The organism is Desulfuromonas sp. (assembly GCF_002868845.1).
Classification (GTDB): domain Bacteria; phylum Desulfobacterota; class Desulfuromonadia; order Desulfuromonadales; family BM501; genus BM501.
In genome coordinates this window covers 54,994-72,583 of sequence record NZ_PKUB01000034.1, presented here as the reverse complement: position 1 = coordinate 72,583, position 17,590 = coordinate 54,994, and the positions used below count along the sequence as shown (strand labels likewise).

Sequence of the window (17,590 nt, the reverse complement as noted above, 5' to 3'; positions counted from 1 at the left end):
TCTCTCTATTCCCACAAAGAGATTTTCCTGCGCGAGCTCATCTCCAATGCGTCCGACGCCATCGACAAGGCGCGCTACGAGTCGCTCACCGACCAGTCGCTGGCCGAGGGGGGCGAGGAGTGGAAGGTCCAGCTCGTCGCCGACAAGGAGGCCGGCACCCTGACGGTGCGCGACAACGGCATCGGCATGACCCGCGACGAGGCGGTCGAGGCCCTCGGCACCATCGCCCACTCGGGGACCAAGGAGTTCATGAAGCTGCTCGAGAGCCGCGAGGTCAAGGACAACCCCGACCTGATCGGCCAGTTCGGCGTCGGCTTCTACTCGGCCTTCATGGTCGCCGACAAGGTCACCGTCGTCACCCGCAAGGCCGGGGCGGACGCCAAGCACGCCGTGGCCTGGGCCTCCGACGCCGACGGCACCTACACCCTCGAGGACACCGAGAAGGCGACCAAGGGGACCGACGTCATCCTCACCCTCAAGGAAGACGCCAAGGACTTCCTCGAGGAGTACGAGCTGCGCAAGATCGTCAAGCAGTACTCGGACTTTATCGAGTACCCGGTGGTGATGGACGTGACCCGCTCCGTCCCCGACCCCGAGGACAAGGAAAAGAGCGTCGAGGAGACGAAGGAGGAGACCCTCAACTCCCGCAAGGCGATCTGGCTCAAGGACAAGTCGGAGATCACCGAGGAGGAGTACAACGAGTTCTACAAGCACGTCTCCCACGACTTCACCGACCCGGCCCGGACGATCCACTACCGCGCCGAGGGGACCGTCGAGTTCCAGGCCCTGCTCTACCTGCCGCAGAAGCGCCCCTTCGACATCTTTTACCAGGACTACAAGGTCGGCCCGACCCTCTACGTGCGCCGGGTGCAGATCATGGACCACTGCGAGGCGATGCTCCCCTCTTACCTGCGCTTCGTCAAGGGGGTGGTGGAGTCCTCCGACCTGCCCCTCAACGTCAGCCGGGAGATGCTGCAGGACAACCGGATCGTCGAGGTGATCAGGAAGAACCTCACCAAGAAGGTCCTCGACACCCTGGCCGCGATGAAAAAGGACGACCTCGAGGCCTACGGCACTTTCTACGAGGAGTTCGGCCGCATCCTCAAGGAGGGCATCCACCACGACTTCGAGCGCAAGGACACGATCGCCGACCTGCTCCTCTTCGAGTCGACCAAGACGGAAGCCGGCAAGAAGATCACCCTCGCCGAGTACGTGGGGCGCATGCCCGAAGATCAGAAGGAGATCTACTACATCACCGGCGCCGACCGCGCCGCCGCCGAGTCGTCCCCCTACCTCGAGGTCTTCAAGGAGAAGGACATCGAAGTTTTGATCATGACCGACGACTTCGACGACATCATCATCAGCGGCCTCGGCGCCTACAAGGAGAAGGAGTTCCAGTCGGCGATCAAGGGCGATCTCGACCTGGGCGACGAGAAAAAGGAAGAGAAGAAGAAGGAGTACGGCGACCTGCTCGAGCTGATGAAGGAAGAGCTCAAGGACCTGGTCGGCGAGGTGCGCATCTCCGGGCGCCTCAAGGATTCGGCCGTCTGCCTGGTGGCCGGCGAGCACGATCTCGACCCGAAGATGGCCAAGATGTTCGAGGCGATGGGCCAGGATGTCCCCAAGGGGCAGCGGGTGCTGGAGGTCAACCCCGACCACGACCTGATCGCCCGCATGAAGGGGCTCTTCGCCGCCGACAAGGAGAGCGGCCAGCTCAAGGAGTACGTCGGCCTGCTCTACGACCAGGCCTTGCTCCTCGAGGGGGTCATGCCCCGCGACCCGGTGGCCTTCGCCAAGACGCTGTCGACGCTGATGGCCGAGGGGGTGGACGCCGACTGAGGCCGGGCGGACTACGTTTGAAAAGCGCAGANCCCTTCCGTCGAAGCCTGCACTTGATGCCTCGCCGGGTATTTCGGATATCCACGGGGACTGGGCAAAAGAGCCGGAATCTTGGGGGACGGAATTCCATTTTGTCCCCGAGCAATAAAGCCGTCCCCTGATCCCTGTCTCAGCAGGGACTTTTATTTGCCGCAGCACTTCTTGTGTTTGCGGCCGCTGCCGCAAGTGCAGGGATCGTTGCGGCCGACCTTGTTCACGCTCAGCGGTTTCGGCTTGACCATGATTCCCTCGGTGAAGAGCCAGCGCCCCTCCTCTTTCTTGAACTTGCCGCGTTCGTGATGGTTGTGCAGGCCTTTCCCGTCTCGAAAGCGGGCGACAAACTCCACTTCGCCCTGCTCGTCCTGAGGTCTCCCTTGGGTGGTCCCGAGAATCTCGAGGCCATGCCATTCGGAATTCGCGGCCCAGACCCGGGTCCCCTTGTGGTCGTACCACTCGCGATGTTCGGGATGGGTGCTGTCGTAGAGGAAATCGATCTCGACCTTCACGTGGGCCGCGTAGCGCGCCCGCATCAGTTCTTCCGCCGTCTCGGCCGTCTTCTTCCCGGCGATGATCGGTTCGCAGCAGGCGATATAGTCGCTGCCGCTGCCGCATGGACAGCTATTCATAGTTGTTTCTCCTTCTCGGTCAGCCGACCGGATGCAACGTCTGCCGAAGTCTATTCATCCGTCCCCCCCCCGGTTCAAGCTATTTCAGCAGGTACTTGCCCACCCAGTTCTTCGAGAACTGGTAGGCGGTCCGGCCGCAGCGCTTGCTCTTCTGGTGGGTCCACTTGATCGCCGCCTGCTGCAGGTCATCGCTCCAGGGGATCTCCCGGCCGAGCTGCTTGCTCCAGCGCTCGATGCAAAGCCTGACCGCTTCGAGGAAGCGGTCCTGGGAGAAGACGTGGAAGGGGACCCAGAGGCCGAAGCGGTCGGAGAGGGAGCTCTTCTCCTCCTGGATTTCGCTCTGCTGCATCTCGCCCTTGACGTACTTGCCGCCGAGGTGGTCGCCTTCGTACTCGGGGAGCAGGTAGCGGCGGTTGGAGGTGACGTAGATCAGCACGTTCTCCGGCGCCGAGTAGACCGAGCCGTCCAGGGCGCTCTTGAGCATCTTGTAGGCCAGTTCGCCGGTCTCGAAGGTCAAATCGTCGCAGAGCATGATGAAGCGGTAGGGTTGGTCCTCGATGGCGGCGAAGATCTCCGAGATGTAGATCAGGTCCTCTTTTTCCACCTGGATGATGCGCAGGCCCTGGCCGGCGTACTCGTTGAGCAGCGCCTTGACGATCGACGACTTGCCGGTGCCGCGCGAGCCCCAGAGCAGGGCGTTGTTGGCCGGCAGCCCCTGCAGGAACTGCCGGGTGTTGTTGACCATGGTCTGCTTCTGTTCCTCGACGCCGAGCAGTTCCTCCAGCCGGGTGGTGTCGGTGACCTTGACCGGCTCCAGGTAGCCGGAGAAGGAGTGGCGGCGCCAGTTGGCGGCATGGCAGGTGTTCCAGTCGACCGGCTTGGTCGCCCTCGGCAGCAGCATTTCCACGGATCCGAGTACCCGCTCGAGCTGGGCGACAACTTCAGGTTTCAGGTTCATCATCGGGAAGTCTCTCTTTCTATGAAATTGTTGCGGACGGATAGATGTCGTTTTTTATGACAGGGAGCGACTGAAGAGGGGGGGCTGCAAGGGGAGGGGAGAAGCCTGTCTATGGGCCGTTATGCATCGGTAGCCGGGGGTTGTGTGTACGCCAGAATGTCTGTCTCTGTCAAATAAAAACACTTTAAGGAGGGAGGGCTGTGATGCTCGCGGCGCCCTTGGGCACGACTGCCGGGCCGGGAACCGACGGTCCTGGAAGGGGGCGGAAGGTTTGAAACCGTGGGCCGGTCCGACCGCGGAAGGCAGTCGGACCCTGCTGGCCCCGTTCCCCCTCCGAAAAATATATTGATCATTTTGCAGGATGTGCGATTCTAGCCCCGTCTGAAAGTGCAGAATCCCAAGGAAAAAACGTACGCGTCGGAAGGGAGTGGGAAATTGTCGCCTCAGCTGTATCTGCTGGACGGGTCCAGTTACATCTACCGCGCCTATTACGGCATTCGGGACCTTGCCACCTCTGGCGGGATGCCGACCAATGCCGTATTCGGTTTCACAAAGATGCTCCTCGGCCTCCTTCAGGAGAGTTGCCCCGACTGCCTGGCCGTCGTCTTCGACCGGCCGAGGGAAGAGACCTTCCGCAGGGAGGTCTATCCCGAATACAAGGCGAACCGGGACGCCATGCCCGAGGATCTGGTGTCCCAGGTCCCGTACATCAGGCAGGTCCTGCAGGCCCTCAATATCCCCGCCTTGGAAGCCCCCGGGTTCGAGGCGGACGACGTGATCGCCACCCTGGCCCGCCGCTTTGCCGCCGAAGGGGCCGAGGTCACGGTCGTCACCGGGGACAAGGACCTGATGCAGATCGTCGGCGAGGGGATCGGCCTGCTCGACACCATGAAGGACAGGCGTTCGGGGCCCGAAGAGGTCCTCGAGCGTTTCGGGGTCGTTCCGGAGCTGGTGCCGGATGTCCTGGGGCTGGCCGGAGACACCTCGGACAATATTCCGGGAGTCCCCGGGATCGGGGAGAAGACCGCGGCCGAGTTGGTGCGCCGGTTCGGTTCCCTGGAAGACGTTCTCAAGTGGAAAAACCTGGTCAGCGGGAAGAAACGCCGGGAAAATTTGCAGTCCCATGCAGATCAGGCCCGGCTCTCGAAAAGACTGGCCACCGTCCGCTATGACGTCGCCCTGGAGGTTCCCCTTGCAGATCTTCGGAGACAGGCGCCGAACCTTCCGGAGTTGCTTCACCTCTTGCGGCGACTTGAATTCAAGGCCCTGGAGATCGCCTTCACTCCGCCGCCACCGGGCGTGGTCGAGCTCTACAGCGATGGCTCGGGAACCGCCTCGGGACCCGGGGGATACGGCGTTGTCCTGCGTTACGGGGAGCACGAAAAGGAGCTGAGCGGTTTCGAGCCCGCCTCCACCTCGCAGCGCATGGAACTCCTGGCGGCGATCAGGGGGCTCGAAGCCCTGAACAACCCGAGCACGGTGCGCGTGTTCAGCGATTCACAGTACCTTGTGCGGGGAATGAGCAAGTGGATACATGGCTGGATCCGCGACGGTCGGCTCGATACCCCGGATGCTCTCGCGAACCAGGATCTTTGGAAACAGCTTGTTCCCCTGTCCCGCAAACACCGGGTCACCTGGGAGTGGGTGCGGGGCCATGCGGGACACCCATTCAATGAACGGTGCGACAAGCTGGCCAAACGGGCCGTCGATGAAGGGACACGGGCGGCCGATCGGCCCGAGGAGCCTGAAGAGGAAGAGACAGTGCTCCCTTTGCCTGTCGTCCCTGCCGTTCGGGCGCCGGTGCCGGTCAGGGAGGATTCGGAATTCGATGCGGAGGAGGATGGTCAATTGCGGCTGTGTTGAATCGATGCCGCAGCCCTGTGCCCCTGTGGAAGGTTCGTGACTGTTCGCAAATCCTGGCGCTCGACAACAGCGCTTCACCTGTTTCGAGAAAATCAAAAAGGGGCAAGCCGCCGGCTTGCCCCTTTTTGATTTTTCATCGTGTCTGTCGTTTCTACCCGAGCATTACGAAACCCATCTGTCGCCCGGTCATTCCTTCGTCCCGCCGGTGGGAGAAGAACAGCTCCCGGTGGCAGCAGGTGCATTCCCCGGCGGCCTCGACGTTGCGCGTATCGAGCCCCGCGGCCTCGAGCTGCAGAAGGCAGCTCTTCTTCAGGTCGAGGTGCCATTTGCCGAGGGCGACCTCTTCGGCGATTTCGGCCCAGTGACCGTCGCCCTTGCGGAAGGCGTCGCGCACGGGGCGGTCGACCTCGTACTTGTGGGCGCCGATGCCGGGGCCGACGGCGGCGCGGATGCGCAGGGGACTGCAGTTGAAGCCCTTCTCCATGGCGGCCACGGCCTTGCCGAGGATGCCCGCGGCGGCCCCCTTCCAGCCGACGTGGACGGCGGCGGCGACCTTGCGCTCGGGCTCGAAGAGGAGCACGGGGTAACAGTCGGCGACCAGCACCCCGATGAGGATGCCGGGCTGGTCGGTGATCACCGCGTCGCACTCCAGCGTGTGAAAGTGGGAGAGGTCGAGGTTGGGCTCGTCGATAACCAGGATGTCGGTGCCGTGCACCTGGCGCACGGTGAGGAGGAGGTGGGGCGGCAGGTCGAAGGCGCGAACCAGGGTCGACCGGTTTCCCTCGACGTTGTACTGGGGGTCTTCTGTGTTGAAGCCGAGGTTGAGGGAGTTATAGGGGGCGCGGCTGACCCCGCCGTTGCGGGTGGTGAATCCGGCGCGCACCGTGGCTTTGCGGGCCCAGTCGGGCTCGAGGAAACTGATCTTTCCCTGTCGGGAGGTTTTCATTGAGAACTCCGTTGTTTAAGGAACAAGGAGAAAGGATCAAGGCGAAAGGAGGTTATGGGTGCTTCCTTGCACCTTTAACCCTGGACCTTTTTCCTGGCATTATTCTTTGTACTTCGCGTCGAGGTAATTGAGGATCGCCCCCAAGTCGGGGGGCGGGGGGCTTTCGAACTCCATATAGTCGCCGCTGGCCGGGTGAACGAAGCCGAGCAGGCGGGCGTGGAGGGCCTGGCGGCCGAGGCCGAGAAGCAGGGCGCGCAGCTTCGGGTCGGCGACGGAACTCGCTCTGCCGGGGTTGCCGTAGACCGGGTCGCCGACGATCGGCATCCCCTCCTCGGAGAGGTGAACCCGGATCTGGTGGGTGCGCCCGGTCTCCAGGGTCATCTCCATCAGGGAGAGCTTGTCCTGGTCGTAGCGGCGCAGCACCCGCCAGTGGGTGATCGCCCGACGGCCGGCGCGGGAGCGGCCGCTCATCTTCTTGCGGTGCACCGGGTGGCGGCCGATGGGCCGGTCGACGGTGCCGGTCTCCTTTTGCACGATGCCGTGGACAAGGGCGATGTAGCGCCGGGTGATGGTGTGCGCCTTGAACTGGCCGGCCAGGTGGTTGTGGGCCAGGTCGTTCTTGGTGGCGAGCATCGCCCCGGAGGTGTCCTTGTCGAGCCGGTGCACGATCCCGGGGCGCAGCTCGCCGCCGACCCCTGAGAGGTCGGTGCAGTGGTAGAGCAGGGCGTTGACCAGGGTCCCGCCCCCGTGGCCGGGGGCGGGGTGGACCACGAGTCCGGCCGGCTTGTCGACCACCACCAGGTGACGGTCTTCGTAGAGGATGTGCAGGGGGATGGCCTCGGGGAGGGCCTTGGCGGGGGCCGCATCGGGGATGACGACCTCCAGGGTCTCTCCCCCCTTGAGCCTGCTGCTGGCCTTGACCGCCGCACCGTCAAGGCGCACATGACCGTTGTCGATGAGCTTCTTGATCTGGGAGCGGGTCAGCTCGGGCAGGCACTCGGTCAGGAACCGGTCGAGCCGCTCGGGGAGCCGGCCGGCCTCGAAGAGAAGCTGGCGGACGTCCTCCATCTACCAGATGCGGCTTTCGATTTTGCCTGCCTGTTTGATCATGACGTCAACGATGGCGCGCTCGAAGAGATGATCGCGGTTTTCCATTTCGGGGGCGACCCGAGTATGAAAGTGATCGAGACCCTCCTGAAGCTCTTCCTCGAGCACCTCGAAAATGTTGTCGTTCTCGATCCCCTCTTTCACCTTCTCCTGATTGTACAGGGCGATGTCCGAGACGATGGCCCGTGCCAAGCGAAAGGCGAGCTGGGGGTTGTCGACTACCCTGGCCATGTGTCCTCCGTTTCAGTTGAATAGATGCTTCAAAGGGCGGTGGCCGCCCGAAAGTTGATCGTAGATCCAGTGCCTCAGGGTGCGGGAAACGCCAGGTAGAGGGTGTTCCCCTCCCGCCGGATGAGCAGCACCACGGTCCTGTTCCCGCGCACCGTCTTGAGAGCCTTGCGCCAGGAGACCATGTCCGTGACCTCGATCCGGTTGAGGGAGAGGACCACGTCGCCGGGGCGCACACCGGCCGCGGCCGCCTCGCTCTCGGGCTCGACCTGTTGGACAGCGACCCCTTCGCCCGCCTCGCCGGGGGCGACGCTCAGCCCAAGTTCCCTGGAGGGTGCCTCTGGAACCACTGTGGCGGCTGTTTCGGCGGCCTCCTGGGTGATGAGGGTCACCGGCAGGGTCAGCCGCTCGCCGTCGCGCAGCACTACCAGGTCGACGGTTCCGCCCGCCTGGGCGCTGGCCACCAGCAACTGCAGCTCGCGCACCCCGCGTACCTGTCTGCCGTCGAAGGAAAGCAGGATGTCGCCGCGCCGAACACCGGCCCGTTCGGCGGGGGCGCCGGGGAGCACCTGGTTCACCAGGGCCCCGGTGGCCCGGTCGAGGCCGAAGGACTCGGCCAGGTCGGGGGTCAGGGGCTGGATGCTCACCCCGAGCCAGCCCCGGGTGACCTCTCCCTTTTCCATGAGCTGGTCGGCGATGAGCCGCGCCAGGCCGATCGGGATGGCGAAGCCGATCCCCTGGCCGGAGGCGACGATGGCGGTGTTGATCCCGACCACCTCGCCGTAGATGTTGAGCAGGGGCCCGCCGGAGTTGCCGGGATTGATGGAGGCGTCGGTCTGGATGAAATTCTCGTAGTCCTCGATCCCCACGTTGGCCCGGCCGATGGCGGAGATCACCCCGACGGTCAGGGTGCGGTCGAGGCCGAAGGGGTTGCCGATGGCCAGGGCCCACTGCCCGACCCTCAGGGCGTCCGAGTCGCCGAGGACCGCTGTCGGCAGATCCTCGCCGGTTTCGATCTTGAGCACCGCGACGTCGGTACGGGGATCGACCCCGACGACCTCGGCGGCGTAGACCCGCTGATCGGAGAGCTTGACGGAGATCTCCTCGGCCCCCTTGACCACATGCTCGTTGGTCATGATATAGCCGTCGCCGCTGACAATGAAGCCCGAGCCGAGGCTCTGCTCCTGGCGGCGCTGCCGCGGCCGGTCCTTGAACACGTCGCCGAAGAACTGCTCGAAGAGGCCGCCGAACTCCCCCCCCCGACGCATCCGCGCGGCGCGGATGTTGACCACCACCGGGGTCACCTTGGCCGAGACCTCGATAAACGCCTCCTGGGTGGAGACCAGCTCGGGGGCGGGCTTCTCCACGGGCGGGCGCACCTTCTCGTCGCGGACGCTGGTGCGGATCGGCGTTTCGCTATCCCGGTCGCAGCCGGCCGGCACGAGAGCCAGGAGGAGGGCCAGCGAGGCCAGAGCGAGGCGCAGCAGGGGGATCATCACGGGCTCCTTGGAGACGTCTCAACAACCGGAAGAGTAACGAAAAAAAGGGGTTATGTCAATTCTCCACGGCCGCCGGGCCGAGCCGGGCGACGAATTCGAGCAGCTCTTCGTGGCCGCCGCGAAAGTCGGCGGGCGGCTCCCTGCGGCTGCGGCGCGGGACCAGGTAGGTGTCGACGAGGAAGGTTGCGATGCCGACACGGCGGGCGGCCAGGTCCTGGAGCGCGTCGTTGCCGACCATGACGCATTCGGCCGGGACCACCCCGAGGGCGTCCATCAGGTCGGCGAAGTAGCGGGGGTCGGGCTTGCAGTGGCGGCTGTTCTCGATGGTCGTCACCTGGCGGAAGGGGAAGTCGTCGAGCTGCCCCCAGCGCAGCCGGGCATCGACCACCGGGCGGGGAAAGACGGGGTTGGTGGCGACGGCCACGGTCAGGCCCCGTTCGAAGCAGGTCTGCAGGATGGGCCGGGCGAGGGGGATCGGCCGGGTCAGGGGCGCCAGTGCGGTGAGGCCGTCGGCGCAGTAGTCGCCGAGGCGGCGGGCGAAGGCCTCGCGGTCGATGCCGAGGCGCTGCTGCAGGGCGGCCAGGAAGGCCTCCTCGTTGCTGTCGTGGCCGTTGCCCCCGCGAAGCAGTTCGCCGGTGGTGGAGAGGAGAAGTCGGGCGATCTCGCCGGGGCTGCCCCCCTCTTCGGCGAGGTGCCCCGAAAGGCCTCGTAGGTAGGCGGGGATGAAGCGGTCCATCTCCACCTCGAGCAGGGTGCCGTCGAGGTCGAAGAATATCGCCCGGATGTTGCGAAGCAGCGTCGGGTCCATGCCGCGAGGGTCTCCTTTCGGGTGGACCCGAAGCATAACACGGGAGGCGCCCGGCCGGAAGGCCAAAGGCCAGCACGATATCAGTTGTCTGTTGTCGGCAAACGAAGGGCAGGGAGCCTGCGGTGTCCGGCCCTGGGCCTCTCCCCGGTCGAAGTTGCCCCCTCCCCGGTTTAAATCTTGACTTGACTTGCCGTCCGAGGTAATAACATGAGGAATAACAGGGAGGTAGTTAACGCATGGGGAACATTCGGGAAGAGGTGAAAGAGCTACAGATCGGCCTCAAAGTTCGCCGATTGCGCCAGGAGCGGCGTATGACCCTGCAGGCTCTCGCCGAGGCCACCGGGTTGTCCAAGCCTCTCCTCTCCCAGATCGAAAACGACCAGGTGATTCCCCCCCTGGCCACCCTGCTGCGCATCTCCAAGTCCTTCAAGGTCAACCTGCACACCTTCTTTCAGGAGGAGGGCAGCAGCGAAAAGTGCCTCTTGGTGCGGGCCGGCGAGAGCCGCAAGATGACCCGTCCTGCCGGTCGCGCGGGCCTGCAGTCCCCCTACGTCTACCACTCCCTGGCCTACGGCAAGAAGGACCGCAACCTCGAACCATTCCTTGTGGAGTTTGAAGCCCGGCAGTGGCGCGGCGAACTGCAGGTCAGCCACGAGGGGGAGGAGTTCCTCTTCCTGCTTGAGGGCGAGTTGGAGTTCCACTACGGCGAACGGGTCATGACCATGGGCCCCGGCGACTCGGTCTATTACGACTCGACCGAGCCCCACGGTTACATCGCCAGGGGGGAGAGGGCGGCCCGGGCGGTGGCGGTCCTCTTTTCCCGAACCTGGTAGGGCGTCTTGACATCGGCCCCCCGGCCTTTAATCTTTCCTGACCGGGGCGTTCCTGCGCCCCGCTTCAATCGCGCCATAGCAAAGCTCGCCCGAGCTCTCGCCATATTGTGACAATCCAACCAAGGAGGTAATGCCATGGCAAAAATAGGAGTCGTCCTGTCCGGCTGCGGCGTCTACGACGGCAGCGAGATCCACGAGGCGGTCATCACCCTTCTGGCCATCGACCGGGCCGGTGCCGAAGCGGTCTGCATGGCTCCCGACATGGAGCAGATGCACGTGGTCAATCACCTCACCGGCGAGCCCGCCGCCGGCGAGAGCCGCAACGTGCTGGTGGAGTCGGCCCGCATTGCCCGGGGCGACATCAGGGATATCAAGGACGTCGCCGCCGGCGACATCGATGCCCTGATCCTCCCCGGCGGCTTCGGCGCCGCCAAGAACCTGTGCGACTTCGCCGTCAAGGGCGCCGACTGCTCGGTGCAGCCCGACGTGGCGCGCCTGGTGCGGGCGGTGCTCGGGGCGAAGAAGCCCCTCGCCGCCGTCTGCATCGCCCCGGCCCTGGTCTCCAAGGTGCTCGGCAATGAAAAGCTGGCCCACCAGCTCACCATCGGCACCGACGCGGGGACGGCCGGCGCCCTGGAGAGCATGGGCTCCACCCACGTGGCCTGCCCGGTGAGCGAATTCGTGATCGACAGAGAGAACAAGCTCGTCTCCACCCCCGCCTACATGCTCGCCGGAAGCATCAAGGAGGCGGCCGAGGGGATCGAGAAGACCGTCCGGGCCCTCGTCGAACTCATCTGATCGTCGCTTTGGCTCTGCCTCTGTTCCTTGGGAAATTGGTTCCCCCTTTTGCCGGCGCCGGAGGCGATGGCGGGCAAGGCGTGGGGGCGCCCTGGGGTCCAGGGGATTGGGCGGTCAATCCCCTGGTTGCCTGCGGGGGGGGGGCGAGTCCCCGCCCATCAGCGACCCCGCCCATCAGGACTCCCGCCGCCGTCACGCCTGGGTCGTCCATGAAACCCTTGCCAGAAGGGGAATTTGGTCTAGAATTAGAAAGCTACGACCAGTCGAACCCCTTTCCAAGGAGGATGCCATGGACAAGTACCGCTGCCTGATCTGCGATTACATCTACGACCCCGCCGTGGGCGACCCTGACAACGGCGTCGCCGCCGGCACCGCCTTCGCGGACCTGCCCGAAGAATGGGTCTGCCCGCTGTGCGGGGCCGACAAGAGCAACTTCGAAAAGGTCTGACTCGCCCGCACCCGGAAGGGTGTCCCAGCTGCCAGGTGGCCGAAGCCATCCCGGATGGAGACAGAACCATGGCCAGAAAGCCCTATGTCGACAAGGACGTCTGCATCAGCTGCAACCTCTGCGTCGACACGGTCCCCGAAGTGTTCCGCATGGACGATGAGGATCTCGCCGAGGTCTACGACCCGAGCGGCGCTCCCGAGGAAAAGATCCAGGAGGCGATGGACGCATGCCCGGTGGCCTGCATCCTCTGGGAGGACTAGCTCCCCAGCTTGCCGGGCAGGGCGGGATCCCGTCCCCCTTCGTCACCCTGCGGGCGGGCCGCCTTTCCTACCGGGACGCTCTTCAGCTCCAGGAGAGGCTCCTCGATGGACGGCGGCGGCGGCGCGAGGACGTGCTGCTCCTGGTGGAGCACCCGCCCGTCGTCACCCTAGGCCGGGGCGGCTCCGAGGCCCACCTGCTGCACAGCCGGGAGGAGCTGGCCCGGCGCGGCATCGAAGTGCTGCGGACGGGGCGGGGAGGCGACGTCACCTACCATGGTCCGGGCCAGCTGGTCGGCTACCCGGTTGTCGACCTCGACCCCCTCGGGCGCGACCTGCATCGCTACCTGAGGATGCTCGAGGCGACCCTGATCGACACCCTGGCGGCCTTCGGCCTGGTCGCGGAGCGCATCCCGGGCAAGACCGGTGTCTGGGTGGACGGAGCCAAGATCGCCTCGATCGGCGTCGGGGTGCGCCGCTGGGTGAGCTGGCACGGCTTTGCCCTCAACGTGGCCGGAGACCTGACGGGTTTCGAGGCCATCGTCCCCTGCGGTCTGCCGGGAGTGAGGATGACCTCCCTGGAGGGACTGCTCGGCCGTCCCGTCTTGCTCGAAGACGTGGAAAGCGCGCTGGTCCGCGCCTTCTCCCGGGTTTTCGGCGGTCGCCACTCAGGAGAGTACGAAGAACATGAGCCGGCCCTCTAGACAAAAGCCCGACTGGCTCAAGGTCCGTTTTCCCGGCGGGCCCGGGGTCGCCCGCATCGAGCGCTACCACCGGGAGCTGGGCCTGCACTCGGTCTGCCGCAGCGCCGCCTGTCCCAACATGGGGGAGTGCTGGAGCCGGGGCATCGCCACCTTCATGGTGCTCGGCGACATCTGCACCCGGGACTGCGCCTTCTGCAACGTGCACGCCGGCGCGCCGGCGCCTGCGGAGCCCGCCGAGCCGGCGCGGGTGGCCCGGGCGATCGGGGAGCTGGGCCTGCGCCACGCGGTTGTCACCTCGGTGACCCGGGACGACCTGCCCGACGGCGGGGCGGCCCACTTCGCGGAAGTGACGCGGGCGATCCGCAAGCGGGCCCCCGGCTGCCGGGTGGAACTGCTCATCCCCGACCTGGGGGGAGACCACGGGGCCCTGGCGAGGATTCTGCGGGCCGCCCCCGACCTGCTGGGACACAACCTGGAGACGGTGCCGCGCCTCTACGGGGCGGTGCGCAAGGGGGCGTCCTACCGCCGTTCTCTCGAGCTGCTGGCCGCCGCCGCCCGGATCGCCCCCGGAGTGCCCCTCAAGTCGGGCCTCATGCTCGGCATGGGAGAGAGCCGCCGGGAAACCCTCGACGTCCTCGACGACCTGCGCCGCTCCGGCTGCCGCCGCCTCACCCTGGGCCAGTACCTCGCCCCCTCATCCCGCCACCACCCGGTGACCCGCTACCTGTCTCCCGAAGAGTTCGACGCTCTGCGACAGAAGGGGCTGGAGAGGGGATTCTCCCACGTTGAGGCCGGCCCCCTGGTGCGGTCCTCCTACCACGCCGAAGAACAGTTCGAGGAGTCGCTGCATGACAACCGTCCATGAGGCCCACGACACCATCATCCTCGGCTCCGGCCCGGCCGGACTGACCGCGGCCATCTACGCCGCCCGGGGCAACTGCTGCCCTCTGGTGATCCACGGCAGCCAGCCCGGGGGGCAGCTCACGACCACCACCGACATCGACAACTTCCCCGGCTTTCCCGAGGGGATCGACGGCCCGACCCTGATGCAGCAGATGGAGGACCAGGCGCGCCGCTTCGGCACCGCCTTCGTCCAGGGCGAGGTCACCCGGGTGGATCTGGAGGGCCCGCCCTTTCGTGTCTGGGTGGAGGACGAAATCTACCTCTGCACGTCCCTGGTCATCGCCACCGGCGCCTCGCCCCGGATGCTCGGCCTGCCCAACGAGTGGGACCTCTACGGCCGCGGGGTCTCCGTCTGCGCCACCTGCGACGGCTTCTTCTACAAGGAGAAAGAGCTGGTGGTTGTCGGCGGGGGCGACACCGCCCTGGAGGAGGCCGCCTTCCTGACCCGCTTCGCCCGCCGGGTGACGGTGGTGCACCGCCGCGACACCCTGCGCGCCTCCCCTCCCCTGCAGAAACGGGCACGGGAAAACGAACGGATCGGCTTCCGCTGGAACAGCGTGGTCAGCGCCATCCTCGGGGACAAGGAGGCGGGGGTTCGGGGGGTGCGCCTGAAGCACCTGCAGAACGGGCAGGAGGAGGAACTGGCCTGCGACGGGGTGTTCATCGCCATCGGCCACACCCCCAACACGGCCCTCTTCGAGGGGAAGCTGGAGATGGACGAGGGCGGCTACCTGGTCACCCGAAACGGCACCGAAACGAGTGTCCCCGGGGTCTTCGCCGCCGGCGACGTGCAGGACCACCAATTCCGCCAGGCCATTACCGCCGCCGGCAGCGGCTGCATGGCGGCGATGCAGGCAGAGCGCTATCTGGAGACCCTGCAGCAGGCGAAGAGCTGACGCTCCGGCAGCCGCCCCGTCTTCTCAGGACGCTCCCCGGCAAACGCCCTGTGGCCCGCACGGAAGCCACATTGCCAGCCGGGCGGGCCGCTGCTATACTGCCCGCGTCCCACCCGGCTCCTTTCGACTTTTGACCGCGGAAAGCATCCCCATGAGCCTCGAAGCCAACCTCAGCCCCGCCTGGATCGAATCCCTCTACCGGGCCTGGCAGGAGGACCCCGACGGGGTCCCCCCCGAATGGGGCGCCTTTTTCCGGGGCTTCGACCTGGGCCGGGAAGGCCCTCCCCCCCCAGGGGAAGGAGCGGAGGCTGCGGCCCCGACGCTCAAGCAGTCCGCCGTCCAGTCCCTCATCTACCGCTACCGGGACATCGGCCATCTCCTCGCCTGCACGGACCCCCTCTCCCCCTGCGCACTCGACCATCCCCTGCTCGACCTGGAAACCTTCGACCTGGAGACGGCCGACCTCGATCGTGTCTTCGCCGCCCGGGGCTTCCTGAAGGGACGGGCCACCCTCCGCGAAATCCTCGACACCCTGCGCCAGACCTACTGCCGCTCGGTCGGGGTGGAGTTCATGCACATCCAGGACCCGGCCGAGCGCCGCTGGCTGATCGATCGCATGGAGCCGACCCGCAACCGTCCCGAGCTCAGCGGGGAGGAGAAGCAGCTGATCCTCGAACACCTTCAGGAAGCGACCCTCTTCGAGGAATTCCTGCACAGAAAGTTTCTCGGCCAGAAGCGCTTTTCCCTGGAGGGGGGGGAGGCCCTGATCCCGGTCCTCGACGCCCTGGTGCGCCGCGCCGCCTCCCTCGGCGTCCGCGATCTGGTCCTCGGCATGCCCCACCGCGGCAGGCTCAACGTTCTCGCCAACATCTTCCACAAGCCCCTCGAGACGATCTTTGCCGAGTTCGCCGACAACCTCGAGTTCGGCTTCGTCGGCGAGGGGGACGTCAAGTACCACAAGGGCTTCTCCGTCGACCACCGCTACGGGGAGCACCCCATCCACCTTTCCCTCGCCTCCAACCCCAGCCACCTCGAGGCGGTCGACCCGGTCGTCGAGGGGAAGTGCCGGGCCCGCCAGGAGGGCTACGGCGCCGACGGGGAGAAACTTGTGCTGCCGGTACTGATCCACGGCGACGCCGCCTTCGCCGGCCAGGGCGTGGTCACCGAGACCCTCAACCTCTCCGGGCTCGAAGGGTACCGCACCGGCGGCACGGTGCACATCGTGGTCAACAACCAGATCGGCTTCACCACCGCCGCCGCCGATGCCCGCTCCACGCGGTACGCCACCGACGTCGCCAAGATGCTGATGGTGCCGATCTTCCACGTCCACGGAGAGGACCCCGAGGCGGCGGTGTCCGCCGTCCACCTCGCCCTCGACTACCGGCAGGCCTTCGGCCGCGACGCCGTGGTGGAGATCATCTGCTACCGCCGCCACGGCCACAACGAGGGGGACGAACCCTACTTCACCCAGCCCCTGATGTACGGCAAGATCAAGGACCGCCCCCCCGCCCACGAGGTCTACGCCGCGCGCCGCGTCGCCGAGGGGAAGAGCCCCGAGACGGTGGCGGCCGGGGCCGAGGCGATCCGCCGGCGCCTGGAAGAGGGCCTCGACCGGCCCTCCGAGCCGGTCGACCTCGGTTTCCGCGACAAGTGGGGGGAAATCGAACGGGACTACTCCCCGAAGGCGGTCTTCACCGGGGTCGAGACCGACCGGCTTCAAGCGCTGGCCCGCCAGCTGGCCGAACTGCCCGCCGGCTTCACTCCCCACCCCAAGGCCGCCAGGCTGATGGAAAAACGGCGCGAGGCGGTCCTGGCCGGCGCCGGCATCGACTGGGCCGCCGCCGAAGCCCTCGCTTTCGGAAGCCTTCTCGCCGAAGGGGTCCCGGTGCGCCTGAGCGGCCAGGACTCGCGACGGGGGACCTTCAGCCAGCGCCATTCGACCATTGTCGACATGGAGACCGGGCGAACTCACGTTCCCCTCGCCGCCCTCCCGGGCGGGGCCGCCTTCCGCCCCTTCGACAGCTCGCTTTCGGAGGCGGCGGTGCTCGGCTTCGAGTACGGCTATTCCCTGGAGACCCCCGGCGGGCTGACCCTCTGGGAAGCCCAGTTCGGCGACTTCGTCAACGGCGCCCAGGTCATCATCGACCAGTTCATCGCCAGCGGCGCGGCCAAGTGGGACCGGGCCAGCGGCCTCGCCCTGCTCCTGCCCCACGGCTACGAGGGGCAGGGTCCGGAGCATTCGAGCGCCCGCATCGAACGTTTTTTGCAGCTCTGCGCCGGGGACAACCTGGTGGTCGCCGTCCCCTCCACCCCGGCCCAGTACTTTCACCTGCTGAGGCGGCAGGTCCTGCAGAGCTTCCGGAGGCCGCTGATCGTCCTTACTCCCAAGAGCCTGCTGCGCCACCCCGAATGCGTCTCGGAGCTGGACGCCTTCGCCGGCGGCCCCTTCCGCGAGGTCCTTCCGGAGGAGACCGACACCGGGGAAACGACCCGGGTCCTGCTGTGCAGCGGCAAGGTTTACTACGACCTGGACGACCGGCGGAGAAAATCGGGACGCCGGGGGGTGGCGATCGTGCGCCTCGAACAGCTGTTCCCGCTGCGCTCCGACCTGCTGAAGGAAACGCTGGAGCCCTTCGCAGGCGCCGAGGTCGTCTGGGTGCAGGAGGAGCCGGAGAACGGCGGGGCCTGGCCCTTTCTCCGCCCCCGCCTGACCGCCCTGCTGGGGAAGGAGCCGCGCTACGTCGGACGGGATGCGGCCGCCTCCCCGGCGGTCGGTTCCCACCGCCTGCACACCCGGGAGCAGGAACAGATTCTGGCCGAGGCATTCGGCGACTGACC

General features: G+C 66.2%; 17 protein-coding genes. 10 read left to right on the top strand and 7 right to left on the bottom strand.

Features of this window, described 5'->3' with window-relative positions; all coding sequences use genetic code 11:
- On the top strand, positions 1-1,839 hold a 1,839-nt coding region (gene htpG / locus C0617_RS10480), incomplete at its 5' end, for a molecular chaperone HtpG (RefSeq protein ID WP_291316972.1).
- Between the two features lie 182 nt (positions 1,840-2,021).
- On the opposite strand, the gene C0617_RS10475 is transcribed toward htpG, so the two are convergent.
- Complete coding sequence (locus C0617_RS10475) at positions 2,022-2,504, bottom strand: YchJ family protein (RefSeq protein ID WP_291316971.1); 483 nt, start codon at positions 2,502-2,504, stop codon at positions 2,022-2,024.
- 79 nt (positions 2,505-2,583) lie between these two features.
- Complete coding sequence (locus C0617_RS10470; RefSeq protein ID WP_291316970.1) at positions 2,584-3,465, bottom strand: ATP-binding protein; 882 nt, start codon at positions 3,463-3,465, stop codon at positions 2,584-2,586.
- A 432-nt stretch (positions 3,466-3,897) separates the two neighbouring features.
- On the opposite strand from C0617_RS10470, the gene rnhA reads away from it, so the two are divergent.
- Complete coding sequence (gene rnhA, locus C0617_RS10465) at positions 3,898-5,325, top strand: ribonuclease HI (protein WP_291316969.1); 1,428 nt, start codon at positions 3,898-3,900, stop codon at positions 5,323-5,325.
- 151 nt (positions 5,326-5,476) lie between these two features.
- Here the strand turns inward: rnhA and pgeF are convergent, their stop codons facing one another.
- The 5 genes from pgeF to C0617_RS10440 all read right to left on the bottom strand — a co-directional run bounded on the left by pgeF (position 5,477) and on the right by C0617_RS10440 (position 9,913).
- Complete coding sequence (pgeF, locus tag C0617_RS10460; RefSeq protein WP_291316968.1) at positions 5,477-6,271, bottom strand: peptidoglycan editing factor PgeF; 795 nt, start codon at positions 6,269-6,271, stop codon at positions 5,477-5,479.
- A 99-nt stretch (positions 6,272-6,370) separates the two neighbouring features.
- Complete coding sequence (locus C0617_RS10455; RefSeq protein WP_291316967.1) at positions 6,371-7,339, bottom strand: RluA family pseudouridine synthase; 969 nt, start codon at positions 7,337-7,339, stop codon at positions 6,371-6,373.
- Positions 7,340-7,609 carry a hypothetical protein gene (locus C0617_RS10450; protein ID WP_291316966.1) on the bottom strand — a complete coding sequence of 90 codons (270 nt, stop codon included), beginning with the start codon at positions 7,607-7,609 and terminating at the stop codon, positions 7,340-7,342.
- A 74-nt stretch (positions 7,610-7,683) separates the two neighbouring features.
- Positions 7,684-9,102, bottom strand: coding sequence for a DegQ family serine endoprotease (locus tag C0617_RS10445; RefSeq protein WP_291316965.1), 1,419 nt, complete (start codon positions 9,100-9,102; stop codon positions 7,684-7,686).
- Positions 9,103-9,160: 58 nt separating this feature from the next.
- The gene (locus tag C0617_RS10440; RefSeq protein WP_291316964.1) at positions 9,161-9,913 is read right to left on the bottom strand and encodes an HAD family hydrolase; all 753 of its coding nucleotides are present in this window, start codon (positions 9,911-9,913) and stop codon (positions 9,161-9,163) included.
- Positions 9,914-10,149: 236 nt separating this feature from the next.
- Here C0617_RS10440 and C0617_RS10435 point away from each other — a divergent pair, with 236 nt between their 5' ends.
- From C0617_RS10435 to C0617_RS10400, 8 genes are all read left to right on the top strand, one after another.
- Entirely contained in the window at positions 10,150-10,746 is a 597-nt protein-coding gene (locus C0617_RS10435) for a cupin domain-containing protein (protein ID WP_291316963.1), read from the top strand.
- A gap of 135 nt (positions 10,747-10,881) precedes the next feature.
- On the top strand, positions 10,882-11,544 hold the full coding sequence (elbB, locus tag C0617_RS10430; protein WP_291316962.1) for an isoprenoid biosynthesis glyoxalase ElbB: 663 nt from the start codon (positions 10,882-10,884) through the stop codon (positions 11,542-11,544).
- A gap of 289 nt (positions 11,545-11,833) precedes the next feature.
- A complete protein-coding gene (rd, locus tag C0617_RS10425; RefSeq protein ID WP_291316961.1) occupies positions 11,834-11,992 on the top strand; it encodes a rubredoxin in 159 nt (52 codons plus the stop codon).
- 68 nt (positions 11,993-12,060) lie between these two features.
- On the top strand, positions 12,061-12,252 hold the full coding sequence (locus tag C0617_RS10420; protein ID WP_291316960.1) for a ferredoxin: 192 nt from the start codon (positions 12,061-12,063) through the stop codon (positions 12,250-12,252).
- Positions 12,219-12,953, top strand: a complete 735-nt coding sequence (gene lipB, locus C0617_RS10415; protein ID WP_291316959.1) for a lipoyl(octanoyl) transferase LipB — start codon at positions 12,219-12,221, stop codon at positions 12,951-12,953. The genes C0617_RS10420 and lipB overlap by 34 nt, the downstream gene beginning before the upstream one ends.
- Positions 12,937-13,818: a lipoyl synthase gene (gene lipA / locus C0617_RS10410; RefSeq protein WP_291316958.1), complete on the top strand. Its 882-nt coding sequence runs from the start codon at positions 12,937-12,939 to the stop codon at positions 13,816-13,818. The genes lipB and lipA overlap by 17 nt, the downstream gene beginning before the upstream one ends.
- The gene (gene trxB / locus C0617_RS10405) at positions 13,802-14,752 is read left to right on the top strand and encodes a thioredoxin-disulfide reductase (protein WP_291316957.1); all 951 of its coding nucleotides are present in this window, start codon (positions 13,802-13,804) and stop codon (positions 14,750-14,752) included. The genes lipA and trxB overlap by 17 nt, the downstream gene beginning before the upstream one ends.
- Positions 14,753-14,903: 151 nt before the next feature.
- Positions 14,904-17,588, top strand: a complete 2,685-nt coding sequence (locus tag C0617_RS10400; RefSeq protein ID WP_291316956.1) for a 2-oxoglutarate dehydrogenase E1 component — start codon at positions 14,904-14,906, stop codon at positions 17,586-17,588.
- Positions 17,589-17,590: the final 2 nt, after the last annotated feature.